General features: G+C 57.5%; 15 protein-coding genes. 7 read left to right on the top strand and 8 right to left on the bottom strand.

The features are described 5' to 3' along the window. Nucleotides 1–30: 30 nt before the first annotated feature. Both NHH03_RS17955 and NHH03_RS17960 read left to right on the top strand, forming a co-directional pair. Nucleotides 31–2,520: a PulJ/GspJ family protein gene (locus NHH03_RS17955; RefSeq protein WP_253158372.1), complete on the top strand. Its 2,490-nt coding sequence runs from the start codon at nt 31–33 to the stop codon at nt 2,518–2,520. A 126-nt stretch (nt 2,521–2,646) separates the two neighbouring features. Next, on the top strand, nt 2,647–3,159 hold the full coding sequence (locus NHH03_RS17960; protein ID WP_253158373.1) for a hypothetical protein: 513 nt from the start codon (nt 2,647–2,649) through the stop codon (nt 3,157–3,159). Between the two features lie 203 nt (nt 3,160–3,362). Here NHH03_RS17960 and NHH03_RS17965 read toward each other — a convergent pair whose 3' ends face one another. The 3 genes from NHH03_RS17965 to purE all read right to left on the bottom strand — a co-directional run bounded on the left by NHH03_RS17965 (nt 3,363) and on the right by purE (nt 5,959). Next, nucleotides 3,363–3,992, bottom strand: coding sequence for a hypothetical protein (locus tag NHH03_RS17965; protein ID WP_253158374.1), 630 nt, complete (start codon nt 3,990–3,992; stop codon nt 3,363–3,365). A 279-nt stretch (nt 3,993–4,271) separates the two neighbouring features. Next, nucleotides 4,272–5,429 (bottom strand): 5-(carboxyamino)imidazole ribonucleotide synthase, encoded by a 1,158-nt coding sequence (locus NHH03_RS17970; protein ID WP_315861466.1) that lies wholly within the window; start codon nt 5,427–5,429, stop codon nt 4,272–4,274. A gap of 5 nt (nt 5,430–5,434) precedes the next feature. Next, nucleotides 5,435–5,959, bottom strand: coding sequence for a 5-(carboxyamino)imidazole ribonucleotide mutase (gene purE / locus NHH03_RS17975; protein ID WP_253158375.1), 525 nt, complete (start codon nt 5,957–5,959; stop codon nt 5,435–5,437). A 1,097-nt stretch (nt 5,960–7,056) separates the two neighbouring features. Between purE and ubiE the strand changes: the two genes are divergently transcribed. From ubiE to NHH03_RS17990, 3 genes are read left to right on the top strand one after another with little or no spacing between them, the layout of a single operon-like run. Beyond that, complete coding sequence (gene ubiE / locus NHH03_RS17980; protein ID WP_253158376.1) at nt 7,057–7,863, top strand: bifunctional demethylmenaquinone methyltransferase/2-methoxy-6-polyprenyl-1,4-benzoquinol methylase UbiE; 807 nt, start codon at nt 7,057–7,059, stop codon at nt 7,861–7,863. Then, complete coding sequence (locus NHH03_RS17985; RefSeq protein WP_261364338.1) at nt 7,860–8,576, top strand: UbiX family flavin prenyltransferase; 717 nt, start codon at nt 7,860–7,862, stop codon at nt 8,574–8,576. The genes ubiE and NHH03_RS17985 overlap by 4 nt, the downstream gene beginning before the upstream one ends. Continuing rightward, entirely contained in the window at nt 8,573–9,511 is a 939-nt protein-coding gene (locus NHH03_RS17990) for a UbiA-like polyprenyltransferase (protein WP_253158377.1), read from the top strand. The genes NHH03_RS17985 and NHH03_RS17990 overlap by 4 nt, the downstream gene beginning before the upstream one ends. Nucleotides 9,512–9,523: 12 nt before the next feature. On the opposite strand, the gene NHH03_RS17995 is transcribed toward NHH03_RS17990, so the two are convergent. Next, nucleotides 9,524–9,967, bottom strand: a complete 444-nt coding sequence (locus NHH03_RS17995; protein ID WP_253158378.1) for an NUDIX hydrolase — start codon at nt 9,965–9,967, stop codon at nt 9,524–9,526. A 75-nt stretch (nt 9,968–10,042) separates the two neighbouring features. On the opposite strand from NHH03_RS17995, the gene NHH03_RS18000 reads away from it, so the two are divergent. Beyond that, nucleotides 10,043–11,374 carry a CCA tRNA nucleotidyltransferase gene (locus tag NHH03_RS18000; RefSeq protein WP_253158379.1) on the top strand — a complete coding sequence of 444 codons (1,332 nt, stop codon included), beginning with the start codon at nt 10,043–10,045 and terminating at the stop codon, nt 11,372–11,374. Nucleotides 11,375–11,475: 101 nt separating this feature from the next. Here NHH03_RS18000 and NHH03_RS18005 read toward each other — a convergent pair whose 3' ends face one another. Both NHH03_RS18005 and NHH03_RS18010 read right to left on the bottom strand, forming a co-directional pair. Continuing rightward, a complete protein-coding gene (locus NHH03_RS18005; RefSeq protein WP_253158380.1) occupies nt 11,476–12,861 on the bottom strand; it encodes an asparagine synthase-related protein in 1,386 nt (461 codons plus the stop codon). Between the two features lie 175 nt (nt 12,862–13,036). Beyond that, nucleotides 13,037–14,455, bottom strand: coding sequence for a peptidylprolyl isomerase (locus tag NHH03_RS18010; RefSeq protein WP_253158381.1), 1,419 nt, complete (start codon nt 14,453–14,455; stop codon nt 13,037–13,039). A 131-nt stretch (nt 14,456–14,586) separates the two neighbouring features. Here NHH03_RS18010 and NHH03_RS18015 point away from each other — a divergent pair, with 131 nt between their 5' ends. Next, nucleotides 14,587–15,285: an RsmD family RNA methyltransferase gene (locus tag NHH03_RS18015; RefSeq protein ID WP_253158382.1), complete on the top strand. Its 699-nt coding sequence runs from the start codon at nt 14,587–14,589 to the stop codon at nt 15,283–15,285. A gap of 136 nt (nt 15,286–15,421) precedes the next feature. Here NHH03_RS18015 and NHH03_RS18020 read toward each other — a convergent pair whose 3' ends face one another. Continuing rightward, nucleotides 15,422–16,066 carry a 3-keto-disaccharide hydrolase gene (locus NHH03_RS18020; RefSeq protein WP_253158383.1) on the bottom strand — a complete coding sequence of 215 codons (645 nt, stop codon included), beginning with the start codon at nt 16,064–16,066 and terminating at the stop codon, nt 15,422–15,424. A gap of 126 nt (nt 16,067–16,192) precedes the next feature. Further along, entirely contained in the window at nt 16,193–16,591 is a 399-nt protein-coding gene (locus NHH03_RS18025; RefSeq protein WP_253158384.1) for a hypothetical protein, read from the bottom strand. Nucleotides 16,592–16,958 lie beyond the last annotated feature (367 nt).

Below are 16,958 nucleotides of genomic sequence, written 5' to 3' on the forward strand. Positions count from 1 at the left end.
ACCATCAGCAACTCCTACTTTTTTCTACTCATGAACCAGCACAACTACTCAAAACGACAGACTCGGAAACTCGGGTTTACCATTCTGGAAGTGTTGATCGCATTAACAGCATCCTTGTTATTGATGCTGGGGCTTGCGCGAGCTTACAAGCTGCTCGGCGACAAGGTAACCGAACGGCAGTCGGAAATGGATCTCAGTAGTCGTTTGCGTGACGTTGTGATCCGTTTGCGAGATGAGCTGCGGTCTGCCACCTGCGAGATGAATCCGCCTGCAAAGTATTCTGCTGCTGAGGGGTACTTGGTATACCACGAAGGTCCGTTCACAGATTCGACTACGATTCTGGGGGGAGTGAGTAATCCAGTTCCTAGGGATACTATTTATTTCCCAGACAGTCGGTATGGAGATATCGATGATTATTTGGCATTTACCTCGCGCGCTCAAGACAGTTCACCGTTCCTGGGATTTATCCCTCAAGGAGTGCTCGACGCGGTCCGTTTCATGAACGGTCGAATGTCAGGGGCCGAACAAACGGCCTACAACGCGACCGTTGGGACTCAGCTCGTTCCGTTTTATTCTGACGTTGCCGAGATAGCTTATTGGGTCTCGCCCGAATGGGCTCGGAATCCCGACGGCACTCTGGTTTACGAATCGCAGGTGGCAGATGGCGGAGGTAATTTTTCGCGGCACCCTGTATTTATTGATCGCAATGACGATCTGTTGCCGGACAAACTCAATCTTCATCGTCGAGTGCTGCTGGTCCGACCTGATTTAAATGTCACTCCCGCAGAAATGAGCATCGCTAATTCAGCGACAGTGCCGACGCCGACTCCGGCGACCTGGAACATTCCAACAGTTCCCTTTTTGGTGCGTACCGCAGGTGGACTGCGAGTGTTTCCACTTTCAGATGTCGCTGCCACTAGTCCAGCACTTTTCCCCGGGAATAATTCACTGGTTGCGCCTGGGCTTTGGATGGACATGACTAACGCTGCCCCACAGTTCACGGCGGCACCACACTGGATGACTGGAGTAGCACGGATCCAACAGATTATGGATCTGTCACTTAGTCGCGTAACCGACTCTTGGAGTGTGCCAGAAGTGGATCCCACGATTCCGGCAACGTATGGGATGCCTACGGCGATCTTGAAAGCCAATTCACTGGCTGACTTAACGCGGCCAGAGAATCGATTTGCTCACGTTCGGATTCCCCACCAAGTCATTTCGGGAAGTCCAGGTTCTTCGATGCCGCAAATTGCATTGTGTCCGCCGCACCCCTATTTGATCGCCAGGGAATCATCACCGGCTAGCTTAGCTGACACTACAAATCCGCTAACGCAGGTGGCAACCGCGCCAACAACCTTTCCGCATCAGGCGGATGCAGTGGTCGGCTCAGCCCCTGGTGGTTCTCCCTATGTGAACCGCTACGGTCGTTTCACCATGAAAACATTTTTGCGCCCTGAATTCAATCTGGCCGATAGGGTCACAGATACCGGCGCTGGCGGAACATCGGCCTCGCTGTCCGTGAATCGCGGCGGAACGGATGTGATCGCAACCGATGTTGTTGGGTTCAATGTTCAAATATTTGATTCGACGGCGCCTAAATTCATCTGGACTGGTAGTCAAAACGGTGTCCCTGGAGGAGTAGGCGATGACGACGGCGATACGGTGATCGACAATGAAACCGAACTAGGGTGGCCCGGGTCTGATGACGAGCCAGTGAGTCCGAACAGCCTTCGACTAGATGAAGTACTGATCAATAACGGGACTCGCACTGCAACCGTTTGGAATCAGACTCCCGTTTCGGAATTTTTTGTAGTTGAGAGAGGAGATTTTGTTGACCTTGGTTACACGCGTTTAGCTGGCGGACCGATGCGTGGTCTGTTCCAATTTGATGAATCTGGAGGTCAGATCAATACGCCGGCTGCACGTCTTGAGGATTTCAGTAGTTCCTTCAGTGGGTTGAATGGCTCGTCACCAACAGTTGTGCTGCAACCATCAGGGGCGACTCGAAACTCAATGTTTCCCATTTCCTGGGAGCAGAGTGGAAGAATGATTGTCCGTACGATCGGAGATGGACGTCTTTCTTCTTACTATCAACCTGTCTACGACACTTGGACCGATAGCTATTCGACAGATTCCTTCGATCAAGAGGGTTTAGGAGTGGGTTCCGGTACGCCTTTCGGCTACGCAATTGAGGTGGCGGGCGTGACGACAGGAATAGGAGCATTGAATGAGACTAGATCGACTCAAGCCAATCCTTCCAACACGACCCCTGGAAATCACAGTGATCCTCGGAATGTGGTAATCCGTCGCTGGACATCGCTTGACGGTTCTTTGGGCATCTCTGGAGAGTTTGCCGGTGAAAGTGCTGGGAGTTCACAGATTGTTCCCCAGGGATCTGACACTCCGATTCAGATTACTCCGCCGGTTCCAGAAAAACTCCGTGCGATCAAAATCAGTATTCGGTTGAATGATTTTGCTGCCGAGACGATTCGGCAGCAGACGGTGATTCAGGAGTTTTAAGTTACTGCTGGTGTGGAGGATTTATCCGACTGCTTGTTTGGGGGCGGTTGAGGTGGTTGTGGGATTTAGATGAAGACGTGGTGGAGAGTCGGATGAATCCTCCACACCAACCAAGTGGGGATGGGGATGCGTTGGTGCTTGATTCTTGTTGCACTGTTGTTGGTGATCGGTGCGGGCGTTCGCTTGGCGACGCTGACGCTGGGGCGCCAGGCCTCGTCGTCGGCCGCTCCGGATCGCTCCGAGCTGCTGGCTCAATTGCGGACTGTCCAGCAGTCGCAGCACGGACCGCAGGCGGTCCTGGATGTCTCGTCTCAGCCCTGGTTTGCCACTCAGGGAATCCGCCAGCTCCAGCGGTTTGTGTTTGATCCCGAGGCCGCGGTCTACCTGGGCGTTGGCGATGACGGCGCACCCGGACAAGCGGGGCTGGATGATAACGCCAATGGCATTCCGGATGATCCCTCCGAAATCGGTGCCGTCGGCAGCGATGACACCTGTGTCAGTCCCGCCGACGACCACTATCTGGCCGTGCAACAGTCATCCCAATCCGTCGTCGTCTCCCGCGGCGCCTGGGTCGCGTCGAACGCCCCCAGCGAATCCGCCCGCTATCGAATCCCATCCCTGGGCTGGATCTTGCCCTGAAGTTGGTGTGGAGGATTTATCCGACGAGTTGAGACGTTGGTGTGGAGGATTTATCCGACTGCTTTTTTTTGAATGGGATGAGGTGGGATTTTGGAGAAGAGTGGGGGAGGGTCGGATGAATCCTCTACACCAGCGCAGACAGTCGGATGAATCCTCTACACCAGCGGGGGCAGTCGGATGAATCCTCCACACCAGCGCGGCGACTAGAGTTCGGGTGGATCCCAGTCGTTGCCGTAGTCATGGAGGGGATAGGATTTCCAAATTTGAAGTGCTTTGGCTCGCCCGATTCGGTCCAAGTACTCTTGGGCGCTACTGAATGGCCACTCAGTCCAACGCGCACAATAGCCGTGTCGGACGGGATTGTTCAGCACATAGTTGATTGACGCATAGAAGTGGCCTTCGGACTTCATCTCCGTCTCGGCAGCCTTGCACCACACCTTTCGGCCACGACAGTCCTCTTGGCCGTTCCACTCGAACGCAGTTCGACCGTGGAGCTGTTGCAGTTGCTGAAACAAGTGCATGAGATTCGGGCAATCTATCATCACATGATAATGGTTGGGCAACACAACCCAGGCATCGACCGTTCGGCAATTTGCGGCCAGGACATCGCACAATCGATTCGAGAAGTCCTGTAGACGTTCGAGCGAATGGCCGACATGGGGGCGGTGTTCAAAACAGGCCGCCGTGATCATGTAGCGATCCGTTCGGTCACTTTCAACATGACGCGGTGAGTGCAATGGATGTTGGATCGACTGGCGTTGTTCTAGGATTCGCGTTCGCTGCGCCGCGGATACTTTGCGCCAGCGGTACATCGGCGATGATTCGTTTCCCATTGCTGCCCTCACTGAAATGACCGCTACAACGTGTAGACGTCATTTTAAGGCATCCGGTTGTTCGACTCGGGGGGAGCCCAACCCATATGAGAGAATTTTTAGTGAGTTGGTGTGGAGGATTTATCCGACGTGGAGGGGTTTTTTACGCGCGGGCAGTCGGATGAATCCTCCACACCAGCGAAGACAGTCGGATAAATCCTCCACACCAGCGCGGGCAGTCGGATGAATCCTCCACACCAGCGCAGGCAGTCGGATGAATCCTCCACACCAGCGCGGGGGTTAGTGGAGGTGGGCGGCGGCTTGTTGGGCGTTTTTGATGGCGGCGGCCAGATCGCTGGCGGTGGCGGTTAGGTGGCCCATTTTGCGTGCCGGTTTGGCGTCGGTCTTGCCGTACAAATGCAGTGAGGCGTTGTCGATACCGAGGGCGCGATCCCAAGGGGGCGCGGCGCCGGTGGCCGGCCAAACGTCACCGAGTAGATTGACCATCGCGGCGGCGGCCACGCGCAGATCGGTGCAGCCGAGCGGCAGTCCACAAACTGCGCGGACGTGTTGTTGGAATTGGCTGGTGTAACACGCCTCGATCGTCAGGTGGCCACTGTTATGTGGCCGTGGCGCGATTTCATTGATCAGCAAACGTTCGCCGTCGACCACGAAAAATTCGACGCACAACACGCCGACCAAATCCAACCGCTCGGCGACCCGCGTCGCCACTGAAATGGCTTCCTCGCTCTGTTCGGGCGAAAGTGTGGCCGGACAACTGGAGACGTCCAGAATGTGATTTCGATGGCGATTTTCCAGCGGCGGAAAACAACGGATCTCGCCGTGACTGGAGCGGGCCACGATCACCGAGACCTCGCGGTCAAACGCAATGCATTGCTCGGCGATCCAGTCGCCGTCTTGATCCCAGGCGACCTGTTCTGCGTTGGCCGGATTTTGCAATCGATGTTGGCCTTTGCCGTCGTATCCACTGCGAACCGTTTTGACGATCACCGGCCACCCGTGTTGCTCGGCAAACGCGGTCACCGCGGCTGCCGAATCGACTGCGGCAAAGGGTGTGACCGCAAGCCCTGCATCTTGCAACGTTTGTTTCTCGATCAGCCGATCTTGTGCCGTCGCCAGGATGTCTGGCGACGGGTAGGTCGGCGTGAACTGGCTGCACCACTGGATCGTTTGTGCCGGAATGTTCTCGAATTCCAGCGTGATCACGTCGCACTGTTTGGCGAACTTGTCAACGACCTGGCGGTCCAACAGGTCACCGGTGACCACTCGCGGCGTGACCTGGGCCGCCGGATCGTCGGCCGATCCGGTGAACACCACCACGTGGTAACCCATTTGTGTCGCGGCGATGGCGAACATGCGGCCCAATTGGCCACCACCCACCATGCCGATCGTGGCCCCGGGCAGAATTGTCGCCGCTTGTGGTTCAATTTTCGACACGGTTATTACTCCAGCTCGGTTGCATCAAGTACCGCTTGCGTTTGGTCGGCCACAAACGCCTGCAGAGACTGGCGGATCGCAGGGTCACCGAGCGCCAAGATTCGGGCGGCCAGTAGCCCGGCATTCTTGGCTCCGCTGGCACCGATCGACATCGTCGCCACGGGGATGCCGCCGGGCATCTGCACGATCGACAACAGTGAATCCAGTCCATTGAGGGCACGGCTTTGCACGGGGACGCCGATCACCGGCAACGCCGTCTCCGAGGCCACCATGCCGGGCAGGTGAGCCGCCCCGCCGGCGCCAGCGATAATCACTTTCAAACCTCGATCAGCCGCCGATTGGGCATAAGCAAACATTCTGGCCGGCGTCCGATGAGCGCTGACGACCGTGCGTTCGTGTGCGATCCCCAGTCGTTTCAGGATCTCGCAAGCCGGGCGCATCGTTTCCCAGTCATTCTTGCTGCCCATAATGACACCGACCAGTGCGTCGGTTTTGGGAAACGTCGTGCCGTTAGAATCAGAAGCGGTCATGTTCGTGCGGAAAACGGGTGGGGAAGCAAAGTCGGATGAGGGCTTAGTTTTAGGTGGAAAAGCGCGAAATCGGAAGGCGGGCCGATCGAGCGGGAATGATTTCACGGCCCCGGGGATGACGGGCTGGGGATAAGGGGAGCCCGATTTTGAAAGGTGTAGACACCGATGCATCGTCGGAACCCTGGCGGGATCCGCTACGGGGGCGTTGTGGTCGTAGCTGGGCCGGCCACGGTTCAGAGGGGGTCGTGGTTTGCGGGTGGTCGGAACCCTGGCGGGATCCGCTACGGGGATGCTCTGGTCGTAGCTGGGCCGGCCACGGTTCAGAGGGGGGTGTGGTTTGTGGGTGGTCGGAACCCTGGCGGGATCCGCTACTGGGGATGCTCTGGTCGTAGCTGGGCCGGCCACGGTTCAGATGGGGTTGTGGTTCGCGGGTGGTCGGAACCCTGGCGGGATCCGCTACGGGGGCGTTGTGGTCGTAGCTGGGCCGGCCACGGTTCAGATGGGGTTTGTGGTTTGTGGGTGGTCGGAACCCTGGCGGGATCCGCTACGGGGGCGTTCTGGTCGTAGCTGGGCCGGCCACGGTTCAGAGGGGTTTGTGGTTTGCGGGTGGTCGGAACCCTGGCGGGATCCGCTACGGGGGCGTTGTGGTCGTAGCTGGGCCGGCCACGGTTCAAAATGGGTTTGTGGTTTGCGGGCGGTCGGAACCCTGGCGGGATCCGCTACGGGGGCGTTGTGGTCGTAGCTGGGCCGGCCACGGTTCAGAGGGGGTTTGTGGTTTGTGGGTGGTCGGAACCCTGGCGGGATCCGCTACGGGGATGCTCTGGTCGTAGCTGGGCCGGCCACGGTTCAGAGGGGTTTGTGGTTTGTGGGTGGTCGGAACCCTGGCGGGATCCGCTACGGGAGCGTTCTGGTCGTAGCTGGGCCGGCCACGGTTCAGATGGGATTGTGGTTTGCGGGCGGTCGGAACCCTGGCGGGATCCGCTACGGGGATGCTGATGGTGGCTGCGGTGTCCTTCCCAAACTGCTACGGTCATGCCAGAAAAGGGATCGCGGCCGGCTGCGGTCGTTTCGTCGTTTCGCTGTTCCCCTCGCTTGCTATGAACGTCAACGCGCCTCAATCGCAACCCCCGACCACTCCACCGCACCAGCACCAGGCGTCGGCTGACGGAGTGCCATTGGACAAGAGCAATGCGCGGGTCAGCGAGATGTTTCGTCAGATCGCGCCTCGCTATGACCTGATGAATCACCTGTTGTCGCTGAATGTCGACAAGCATTGGCGGTCACAGGCCGTCAAACGCCTGCGACTGATCCCCAATGTTCCTGCCTTGGACGTTTGCACGGGGACTGGTGACCTGGCGATTGCGATTGCCAAACAGGCCCCCGCGGATGTCGACGTGGTGGGGAGCGATTTTTGTCATGCGATGTTGGAAATCGCGCGGGCCAAACGCGTACCGGGAACAGCCACCGCGGACATCGATTTTCTGGAAGCTGATTCGCAGCGGTTGCCGTTTGCCGCTGACACCTTCCAATGTGTGACTGTCGCGTTTGGGCTGCGCAATGTTGCAGACACCGATCAGGGGCTGCGAGAAATGACCCGGGTCTGTCGTCCGGGTGGCCAGGTGATGGTGTTGGAGTTTTCCAAGCCGACGCTATTCGGATTGCGGCAAACCTACAATTTCTATTTCAAGCACATCTTGCCGCGGGTCGGTCAATGGTTTGCGCGGAACAACAAGGACGCCTACGAATACCTGCCCGACTCGGTCAGCCGGTTTCCTGACGGCCAGGCGTTGGCGGATCGAATGTCGGCGATCGGATTGACGGATGTCAAATTCACTCCGCTGACGTTTGGCGTTTGTACCATTTACGAAGGCGTGAAAGCGTCGCTTCAGGAGGCGACCGAATGAGTGATTCACGGTCGCATTTAAAATCCAACCACGGTCGGGCCCTGCCAGATCCGGCAGGGCCCGACCCGGTCGTGTTGGGGATCACCGGTGCCAGCGGCGCGATGTATGCGATTCGTTTGATGCAGTCGCTATGCTTGGCGGAGATCGACGTCCACCTGACGATCAGCCCCAGTGGTGCGGCAGTGATTCGACAGGAAACCGGGTTGACGGTGGATTTGCAATCACCGGATTTGGTGCAATTGATTTCCCACGTTCCTGATTGGTCCAGTGATCGTCATCGCCAGTTGGTATCGGACATGGATTGGTCATCACCGGTATCGCGGTTTCGCTACCATAGGCACGACAATTTTTTGACCCCGATCGCCAGCGGATCGTTTCGCACGTCCGCCATGGTGGTGTGTCCTTGCAGCGGCAGCACGCTTAGCGGGATTGCTCGGGCGGCGGCCAGCAATCTGGTTCAACGCGCCGCGGAAGTGCATTTGAAAGAACATCGCAAGTTGGTTTTGGTTCCTCGGGAAACGCCGCTCAGTGTGTTACAGCTAGAAAACATGCATCGGTTGGCGGCGGCCGGCGCCGTGATTTTGCCGGCGATGCCCGGTTGGTATCACGGTGTGGAGTCGTTGGATTCCTTGTTGGATTTTGTGGTCAGTCGGATTCTGGACCAATTGAATCTGGACAATCAGCTGATCCAGCGCTGGGAGGGCCAGTCATGACCAGAGCGGAGACTGTCGCCGGGACCGCGAACCTGTCGGATTGGTTGGGTTTGATTCGTTTCAGTCACACGCTATTCGCGCTGCCGTTCGCGGCATTGGCGACGGTGATGGCGCTCGCGACGCCGCTGCCCGACGGCACGCTCGTGACAGCGCGAGCGTTGGATTTGCTGGGGATTTTATTGTGCATGGTGACCGCTCGCAGCGCTGCGATGGCGTTCAACCGCTTGGTCGATCACCGCATCGATGCGGCCAACCCCAGGACCCAAGGGCGTCATTTGCCGGCGGGAAAACTCTCGCGGCGTGGCGTCATGCTATTCACCGTCGCTTGCTGCGGGCTGTTCGTGGCGGCGACGTCATTGTTTCTGCCGAACTGGATTCCGTTGGCCGGGTCGGTGCCGGTGCTGTTGTTTCTGCTCGGCTACAGTCTGGCCAAACGGTTCACCAGCGCCGCTCATCTGTGGTTGGGCATTGCGCTCAGTCTGTCGCCGTTGTGTGCCTGGGTGGCAATCCGGGGGCCGGCGTCGATCGAAAACCCGTCCGACTTGGTGGCGCCGTTATTACTGGCGGCCGCCGTTGCGGCTTGGGTCACAGGGTTCGACATCATCTATGCCTGCCAGGACGCGACGTTCGATTCCGGGGCAGGGCTTCACAGCGTGCCCAGTCGGTTCGGCGTCGCCGGCGCCTTTCGCATCGCAGCGCTGGCGCATGGTGTGATGTTGTTCTTGTTGATCGCGCTGCCGATCCTGGCGCCCCAAGTCGGTTTTGGATGGCTGTATGCGATGGCGATCATCGGTATCGCCGGGCTGGTGGTTCGTCAGCACTGGCTGGTCCGTCCGGACGATTTGACCCGTGTCAACGAGGCGTTTTTCAATGCCAACGTGGCGATCAGCATGTTGCTATTGATCTGCGGAAGCATCGATTGTTGGTGGTTGTGAGACCGCTATGCGTTAGCACCAGTCGCAACCGAGGTCGATGTCACCGCGTTCCCAGGCTTCTAGAAACGGGGGCAGACTGGGTAGCAGATCACGTGCGTGGCGGATCTCATCGCGGCTCATCCAAAACACCTCAGCGACTTCGTCCGGATTGGCCACCGGAGATTTTCCGCTGTCCAGATTGGCGTGCCACCAGGCCAGGTTGGTGCCCCAAGACGTCACGCTGCGGTAGCATAGTCCGATCGGGGTGACGTCGATTGCCAGTTCCTCTTCCATCTCGCGAACCAACGCCTGCTCTTCTGATTCTCCGATTTCAATGCCTCCGCCGGGCAAACACAGTTTGCCCGGGGCGGTCACGGTCATCGAGCGACGAATAATCAGCAGTTTTGCGTCACGAAAAATGACCGCCACGACGCCTCGCTTGCGGCGGGTGCTCGGTTTGATCGGAGGAGAATTCATACCCCAGCTTGTAACCGAATCCGCTGAAATCGACAATCGCGATCAGCAAAACATTCTCGGATCCCCCCCAAAGCGTTGACTGTTCAGAAAACTGTTTTTGATTTTCCATCCGACCACAGCGGCGACACCGGATTTGCGTTGGCCGAGGCGCTGCGGATCTGCGGGCGGCTGCGCGATGCCGGGCATGTGGCTTACTTTGCCGGCGGCTGCGTGCGAGACGCATTGCTGGGGCGTCAGCCCAAAGATTTTGACGTGGCAACCGATGCGACGCCGGATCGTGTGCGAGAGATTTTTGGCAAGCGAAAAACACTTGCCTTTGGAGCATCGTTCGGCGTGATCGGCGTGCTGCCGGAATCCAGGCCGTCCGCCCTGGTTGCGTTGCAACCGACAGAGGTCGCGACGTTCCGCAGCGATGGCCAGTACAGTGACGGCAGACGGCCCGACAAGGTGCATTACGGCGATGCCGAAAATGATGCGCAGCGACGTGATTTCACGATCAATGGGCTGTTCTATGACCCCGCCAGTGGTCAGGTGATCGATTACGTCGGTGGCCGTGATGACCTGGCAATCAAATGTCTGCGCACGATCGGCGTGGCGGCCGATCGATTCGACGAAGACAAACTGCGGATGTTGCGCGCGGTCCGCTTTGCGACGTCTCTGGGGTTCAGATTGGAGACTCAGACGCGGCTTGAAATCATTGCGCGTGCCGACCAGATTCAAGTGGTCAGCGGCGAACGAATCGGCGCGGAAATGCGACGCATTGTGGTCTGCGAAAATGCCTCTTTCGGACTCCGCTTGTTGCACGATTGTGGACTCGGCGATGTCGTCTTGCCGGAATGGGAGGGATCTGATCAAGATCGATTGCGGCGTTACCTGCAACATCGCGACGGGGTTTCATTGGAGTCCTCGTTGGGACTGGTGATGATCGTGATGGCGGATGCCGAGTCGGAGACCAGCGGGAATGCGGACTGTGTGGCTGCGGCGACTCGCATTCTGGCCGAGGTTGCCAAACGCTGGCGATTGTCCAACGAAGAATCGAGACGGATTCGATTTTGTCTGGACCACTGGCAGGTGATTGTCACCGCCGACCGTCGAAAGTGGTCGACGGTGCAGCCGATTTTGATTGATCGTGACATCAGCTGGTTGATGGAGTTGGTGTCGGCCATCGTTGTTGCGGACGATCGATCGTCCAGCGGAATTGATTTGTGTCGTGACGCGTTGAATTGGCCCGCCCAGCGACTGAATCCTACGCCGTTGGTTGATGGGCAATCACTACAGCAAGCCGGCTATCGTCCAGGCCCCAAATTTCGCCATTGGATCCAAGCCATCCGTGACGCCCAGCTGGATGGTCAGATTTCGACCGTCGACGAAGCGTTCGAGAGGATCGAGGAATTGGCTGGGGAGTGAAAGGCGATCAAGCAGCGCTGGTGTGGAGGATTTATTCGACCGGTTCGGGGGATCCAGTCAGTCGGATAAATCCTCCCCACCAACTCAGGCGGTGACTGAAGTTATTCGGCGCATTTGGATTCGATCATGCGTGCGAATTCGTCACGATAGACTTGGTTGTCTTTGGGGAACATTTTTTCAAAGGTTGGTTTGTCGACGGCACCGTGTTGGAAGCGACGTTTTTCGAACACTGGCATGTCAACGCCGGTGACGTGGCGAATGCCTGCGGCGACGATCTCACCTTTGAGTGCATACAATTTCTGATGGTCCCATTCGGTCAATGCCACAAACGGCACCGCCTCGGCGATCTCGATCACGTCGGGTACCGCGTAGGGGCTGAAACCGGTGAAGCCGAATTGTGCGGCCGGGGCGCTGGTGCGGCTATGCCCACGGCTTTGCCCGCCGCTGTAGACCAGCGAGTGTTTGACGGCGTCAACGCCCCATCCCTCCTGGTACAGCATTCGATTGCCCAGCACGCTGCGGATCGTCAGTTCGGGGTTTTCTTCGATCGGATAGTCTTTCAAGTTTTCATCGCCGCCGTCCCCGTCGATCAGGTAACGCCATTGCGGGTACCGCGCACGCAGCGCACGCAACATCGCGTACCCCATCGTGGCCGATTGAACATCCAATGGTTTGTAATCTTCGATCGATTCCACCGCATCTTGCCAGCGGACACTGGCGACGGGGACCTCGACCGGTTCGAGCAACATTTCTAAATTGATCGCCTTCAAAAACTTCCTGGATTGATCCAAATCGCCCGGTTGGCCTTGCACCGCCAACGTGAACGCTTTGATCCGCGAGGGCGAATGACCACGGCGGCGCATCAGGTAATCGACCAGGACCAAGATCGAACCGCTGTCGATGCCACCGCTAAACATCACCCCGATCGGCTGGTCATCGGGGATCGACATCAAAAACTGGTCCACGACTTCGGCCAGACGTTCGATGTAAGTTGCTCCGATGGCGTTGATGTCGGCCGGCAATCGATTGCGTTCGGGAGCAAAGTAGCGTGTCAATTGTGGGTTCGGATCGGGGCAGCCGACCAGTTGCAATTCCAGCAGGTAGTGGGCGGGAACCATCCGCGTGTAAGAGGGGTGAAATTGGTCGGCCAAGCCTTCTTTTTTCAGCTGGTCGACGATCTCGCTCATCCGTTCAGCGATGATCAACGCGGGGCCTTCGGCGCGCTTGGCCAAAAAATAACGCATCGGCCGACCGATCGAACGGGCCATGCGAATCGTTTTGCCCTGTTGCTCGCAGATCGCAAATTGGCCCCGAATTTTGCGGACCGCTTCTGCATTGCCACTGCGGACCGCCTGGCAGGCCTGTTCGTGCGACATGTTTAGAATCACGTTGCCCGAGTCTGCCATGAGATTGACGACTCGATCGACCAGCGCGGGGGCTTGGCCGTTGAATTCGACGCGTGACGATTTCTCGTTGGACTCAGACATGTCGTGATCAATGAGAAGGGGTTGATGGAAGCGAGGACGACCCTGCTTTCGCCAGGGGGGAAGTCAAACGTATTACTTATGTTTGCATTTTCTCACTCACCGGTCGCGGGTGTGATGAACGCTCAACTTCCGAAGTTTAGAGTCTGGTCGAGAGCTCGTCCAACCTGCAAGCCGATCAAGGACCACTGGCCGGCGGGCCGTCAGCCAGTCCGGGTGGTTGGGCATAGTTGACTTCCGGCAGCGTTTCCGGGCGGTTGATCATTTCGGCGTGCAAAATGCGGTCCGGTGGCAACACGATCTGGTTCTTTTCTTTTTCCTTGGTTGGGTCCACCCGCCGCAGTTCGCCGACCACATCCAGGCCTTCGATGACCCGTCCGAACACGGTCTGGTGTTCGATGATTGCGGGAATCGGCATGAACAGAATCGCGAACTGGGTGCCTGCCGAATTGGGGACAAAGTCGCGGTTTCCCGCCGTTGGGAGTTTTGCCATCACCAGTGAACCGGCCAATGGCATGCGGACGGTTTCGCCAGTGTGTTCGTCGGCGATGTAACGCTCCGGCCGCGCCGATCCGTCACCCAAGGGGTCACCCGTCAAAGCCAGCAAGCCGTCGACGACCTGGAAGAAATCCAATCCATCGTAGAACCCACTTTCGATCAAGTTGATGAAATGAGCTACAGTCGAGGGGGCTTCGTTGATGAACAATTCGACCACGATTTCGCCGCGAGTGGTCAGAAACCGAGCTTTCGGCAGATCTTCCGGGTCGTTGGCGATCAGTTCTTGTTCCGTTTCGAACTGCTTTTTGATCAGTTCCTCCTGGCCCAACAGCGCCCGGTCCGTGTCTTCGAGTTCACCGTCTTCCAATTTCTCATAGATGCGATCGGCCAGATCAAAATCGCCGGTCACCATTCCGGCACGCGCGGCGGCTTGAGCGACATACAGCAACCGGACTCCGGCATCCATCAGCCGCGCGGCCCCTTCGTGCGTGTCTTTGTCATACACCCCGTGACTGACTCGGTGCTCCAGAACCGTCACGGCAAACCGGGCGGCTGTCGGGTAGGGCATGTAGTCGAGCAAGTTCAGCGCTGCCCGATAGGTCTGGTTGATCAGCAACCGAGTCTCGGTGCGTAGTTTTCGATACAGGTCGGTGTCGTCGCTGTAGCCGTTGACGACCAACGTGTGCTGACGCCGCATCTCCAGAGTCTTAGCACGCAATTTGGCCGCCGCGGCATGGAACGCGTCCACTGCCGCGGTGCCCGGTTCCTGGTCTTCGGCCGGAGCTTTTTCCTGGAACGCCTTCAGAACCTGTTCGTCCGTGACCTGTTCTTCGCTGGTCGCCGCTGCCGGGGTTCCGGCCGCTGGGCTGCCGCCGGGCTGAGTCGGTGCCGGAGTCGTCGTGGGCTGAGTCGTCGGTGGCTGGGCAGTTGAGGGCTGAGTCGTCGGTGGTTGGGCAGTTGAGGGCTGAGTCGTCGGTGGTTGGGCAGTTGAGGGCTGGGCACTGGGTGGTTGGGCATTGGTCTTCGGCAAGCCGGCAACCAAAACGATCGCGGCAGTGCAGAACAGCAGGGCCAACGGAAACTGGCAGGGGCGTTTCATGGAGGATTCAAAAAGCATGGTTGCAGCAACTGGCTGGTGAAGCTTGGATCGGTCACATCCGCTACGCAACAAACCGGGTTTCGGTTTTCTGAGGGATCGCCAGCGGGGTTCGCATGCGTATACTTTCGTAAATGAGCCGACCGAACAAGCCACGAAAGCCGCGTACGCAATCCACCGAAGCGTTTGCGTCGGCACCTGGACCGAAAAAACTGGAAAAACAGCGTCCGCATAAGTTGCGGATTATTGGCGGTTCGATGCGTGGCCGAACGGTGATTTACCACGGCGCCGCATTCACACGGCCGATGAAGGACAGTGTTCGCGAGAGTCTGTTCAACATTTTGGGACCGAGAATCAAAGGATCCGTGGTGATCGATCTGTTCGCCGGGACCGGTGCGGTGGCCTTCGAATCACTCAGCCGTGGTGCGTCATCGGCGGTCGCGATCGAACGAGACCGACGCGCCCACGCGTTCTTGAAGTCGACCGCTGAGAAATTGGATGTGTCGGACAAGATGAAATTGCTGTTGGGCGACACCTATCGGCTCGCCCCTGGGTTGTTGGGGCCGCCGTCGCCCAACGCGCCTCTGGATGACACGTCGCGGATCGTGTTCTTTTGCCCCCCGTATGCGATGTGGGACAGCATGCTGGAACAGCTAAACGGATTGATCCGGATGTCGCTGGATCATTTGCCGCCTGGCAGCCGGATCGTCGCCGAGACTGACAAGCACTGGGATGAATCTCAGTTGCTGGCCGGTGACTGGGATCACCGCTTGTACGGCGGCACGCGGCTCTCGTTCATCGACCCGCCGATGCAATGCGGCTTGCGAATGTGATCGGTTCGGTCGTGAATGGCGTGAACGCCAACACTGCGCTGGTGTGGAGGATTGATCCGACCGTGACCGGGGTTCCAGCGGGGACGCGAACCGGTCGGATAAATCCTCCACACCAACTGAGCCACCAACGTGCTTGTTACAGCGGTTTGACGCGCAGGTTTTTGAAGAAGCACTTGCTTTTAGGATCGTGTGCTTGCAGCGCGATGGTGCCTTCGCCCAGTCGACGCTCAAAGTCCTTGTTGAATGCTTCGGCATCGCTTGGTTCGGTGTAGTCGACCATTACTTTGCCGTTGACGATCAACTGAATGTGCTTGCCTTTGACGATGATTTCTTGGGTGTACCACTCGTCGTCTTTGACTCCCGGATCGGCCACGTCTTTGACCGAATACAGGCTGCTCGTTTTCTTGGGATCTTTGTGGGACACATTCACCTGGCATTCGTATCCGTATTTAGGCCAGCCGGTGGGTTGATAGCGGGTATGGAAATAGATCCCGGCGTTGCTGCCTGGCGTGGTTTTCACATCACATTTGAAATGAAAGTCTTTCATCGGGGCCAGCGGGCCGGTGTAGAACAGGTGACAGCGTTCGCCGTCACAGACCAGCATGTTGTCGCTGACGTGCCAGGCGTCCTGGTTTTCTTCGGCTAACTTCCAGTTCTCCATGGTTTTGCCATCGAACATCGAAACGAATCCAGTTTCGTCCGCCGACTGGTCAGCTGTTGCGGGGCCGCTGGTGAGTACGAGTCCGACGATGGCAGACAGACAGGCAGTTGTGAATCGCATGGGGATAAGGTCTCTGGTGATTGAATGTCGAATGGAGCGTCACGGCAAAAAAAACGCTTGCCGGCACGCGGGAGGTGCGACAAGCGTCGTGATCAGTCAGATGATATCAAGAAATCGGCGCGGCGATCACTCTTTGCCAGAGTCGGTCGCGGGGACTTCGTTGTTCTTAATTTTCTCGGCAAACGTCTTGCCGTCTTTGCTTTTCAGCTCGCCGGCCTTGTCAAAGCCTGCCCAGATCAGCTTCTTGGCTTCTTCCGGATTCTCTTTGACCCAATCTTTCGGGAAATCTTTTTCCTTCAGAAACTTATTGATTGCTTGGCCATATTCATTGCGGACTTTCTTTTTGTCCTCTTTGACGACGTGGCAGATGTAGCAACCATGCTTACGAGCGGTTTTGACGAAGTCTTCGTCGACCGATTCGTCACTAAGATATTTACTTTTCCACTGCTTGTTGAATTCGCTGGTCGCCGACGCACTGCCGGCCAAAAGAGCGAAACATCCGAACAAGATTGCAAACCGTTTCATGCATGGTCTCCGAGGATTACTGTGCGCCGATGTCGATCGGCAAGCCCGAGATAGATGGGCCAAAGGCGGGGTAGGGGTGAATCGACTGTGTCGAGCCGACCCCCACATTAAGCCTGAAACAGGCCCAAAAGTCAAATCGGGGGACGACATTTTGACGCGTTTCCATTTTGAATTGCATCGTTTTTCGGCTCAATCGCGGCTCTCTAACCGCCATTCACGCCCGAATCTCACAAGAAAACGTCCGTTGGCTTGAAAAACCGCTCCAGTTTGCCAAACCAGGCCAATTTTTCGTCATGTGGCCGCCAGAGGGCTGTTGATTTAATCTTCGAACGTAAATCAGCGTGGGAATGGCAACCCGACGCGTCAG

Source organism: Stieleria tagensis, assembly GCF_024129865.1.
Taxonomy (GTDB): Bacteria; Planctomycetota; Planctomycetia; order Pirellulales; family Pirellulaceae; genus Stieleria; species Stieleria tagensis.

Excerpts from the sequence above, each read along its gene's own strand:
- NHH03_RS17955 (WP_253158372.1), top strand. The coding sequence starts at position 31 with ATGAACCAGCACAACTACTCAAAACGACAGACTCGGAAACTCGGGTTT.
- NHH03_RS17960 (WP_253158373.1), top strand. The coding sequence starts at position 2,647 with ATGCGTTGGTGCTTGATTCTTGTTGCACTGTTGTTGGTGATCGGTGCG.
- NHH03_RS17965 (WP_253158374.1), bottom strand. The coding sequence starts at position 3,992 with ATGGGAAACGAATCATCGCCGATGTACCGCTGGCGCAAAGTATCCGCG.
- purE (WP_253158375.1), bottom strand. The coding sequence starts at position 5,959 with ATGACCGCTTCTGATTCTAACGGCACGACGTTTCCCAAAACCGACGCA.
- ubiE (WP_253158376.1), top strand. The coding sequence starts at position 7,057 with ATGAACGTCAACGCGCCTCAATCGCAACCCCCGACCACTCCACCGCAC.
- NHH03_RS17985 (WP_261364338.1), top strand. The coding sequence starts at position 7,860 with ATGAGTGATTCACGGTCGCATTTAAAATCCAACCACGGTCGGGCCCTG.
- NHH03_RS17990 (WP_253158377.1), top strand. The coding sequence starts at position 8,573 with ATGACCAGAGCGGAGACTGTCGCCGGGACCGCGAACCTGTCGGATTGG.
- NHH03_RS17995 (WP_253158378.1), bottom strand. The coding sequence starts at position 9,967 with ATGAATTCTCCTCCGATCAAACCGAGCACCCGCCGCAAGCGAGGCGTC.
- NHH03_RS18005 (WP_253158380.1), bottom strand. The coding sequence starts at position 12,861 with ATGTCTGAGTCCAACGAGAAATCGTCACGCGTCGAATTCAACGGCCAA.
- NHH03_RS18010 (WP_253158381.1), bottom strand. The coding sequence starts at position 14,455 with ATGAAACGCCCCTGCCAGTTTCCGTTGGCCCTGCTGTTCTGCACTGCC.
- NHH03_RS18015 (WP_253158382.1), top strand. The coding sequence starts at position 14,587 with ATGAGCCGACCGAACAAGCCACGAAAGCCGCGTACGCAATCCACCGAA.
- NHH03_RS18020 (WP_253158383.1), bottom strand. The coding sequence starts at position 16,066 with ATGCGATTCACAACTGCCTGTCTGTCTGCCATCGTCGGACTCGTACTC.
- NHH03_RS18025 (WP_253158384.1), bottom strand. The coding sequence starts at position 16,591 with ATGAAACGGTTTGCAATCTTGTTCGGATGTTTCGCTCTTTTGGCCGGC.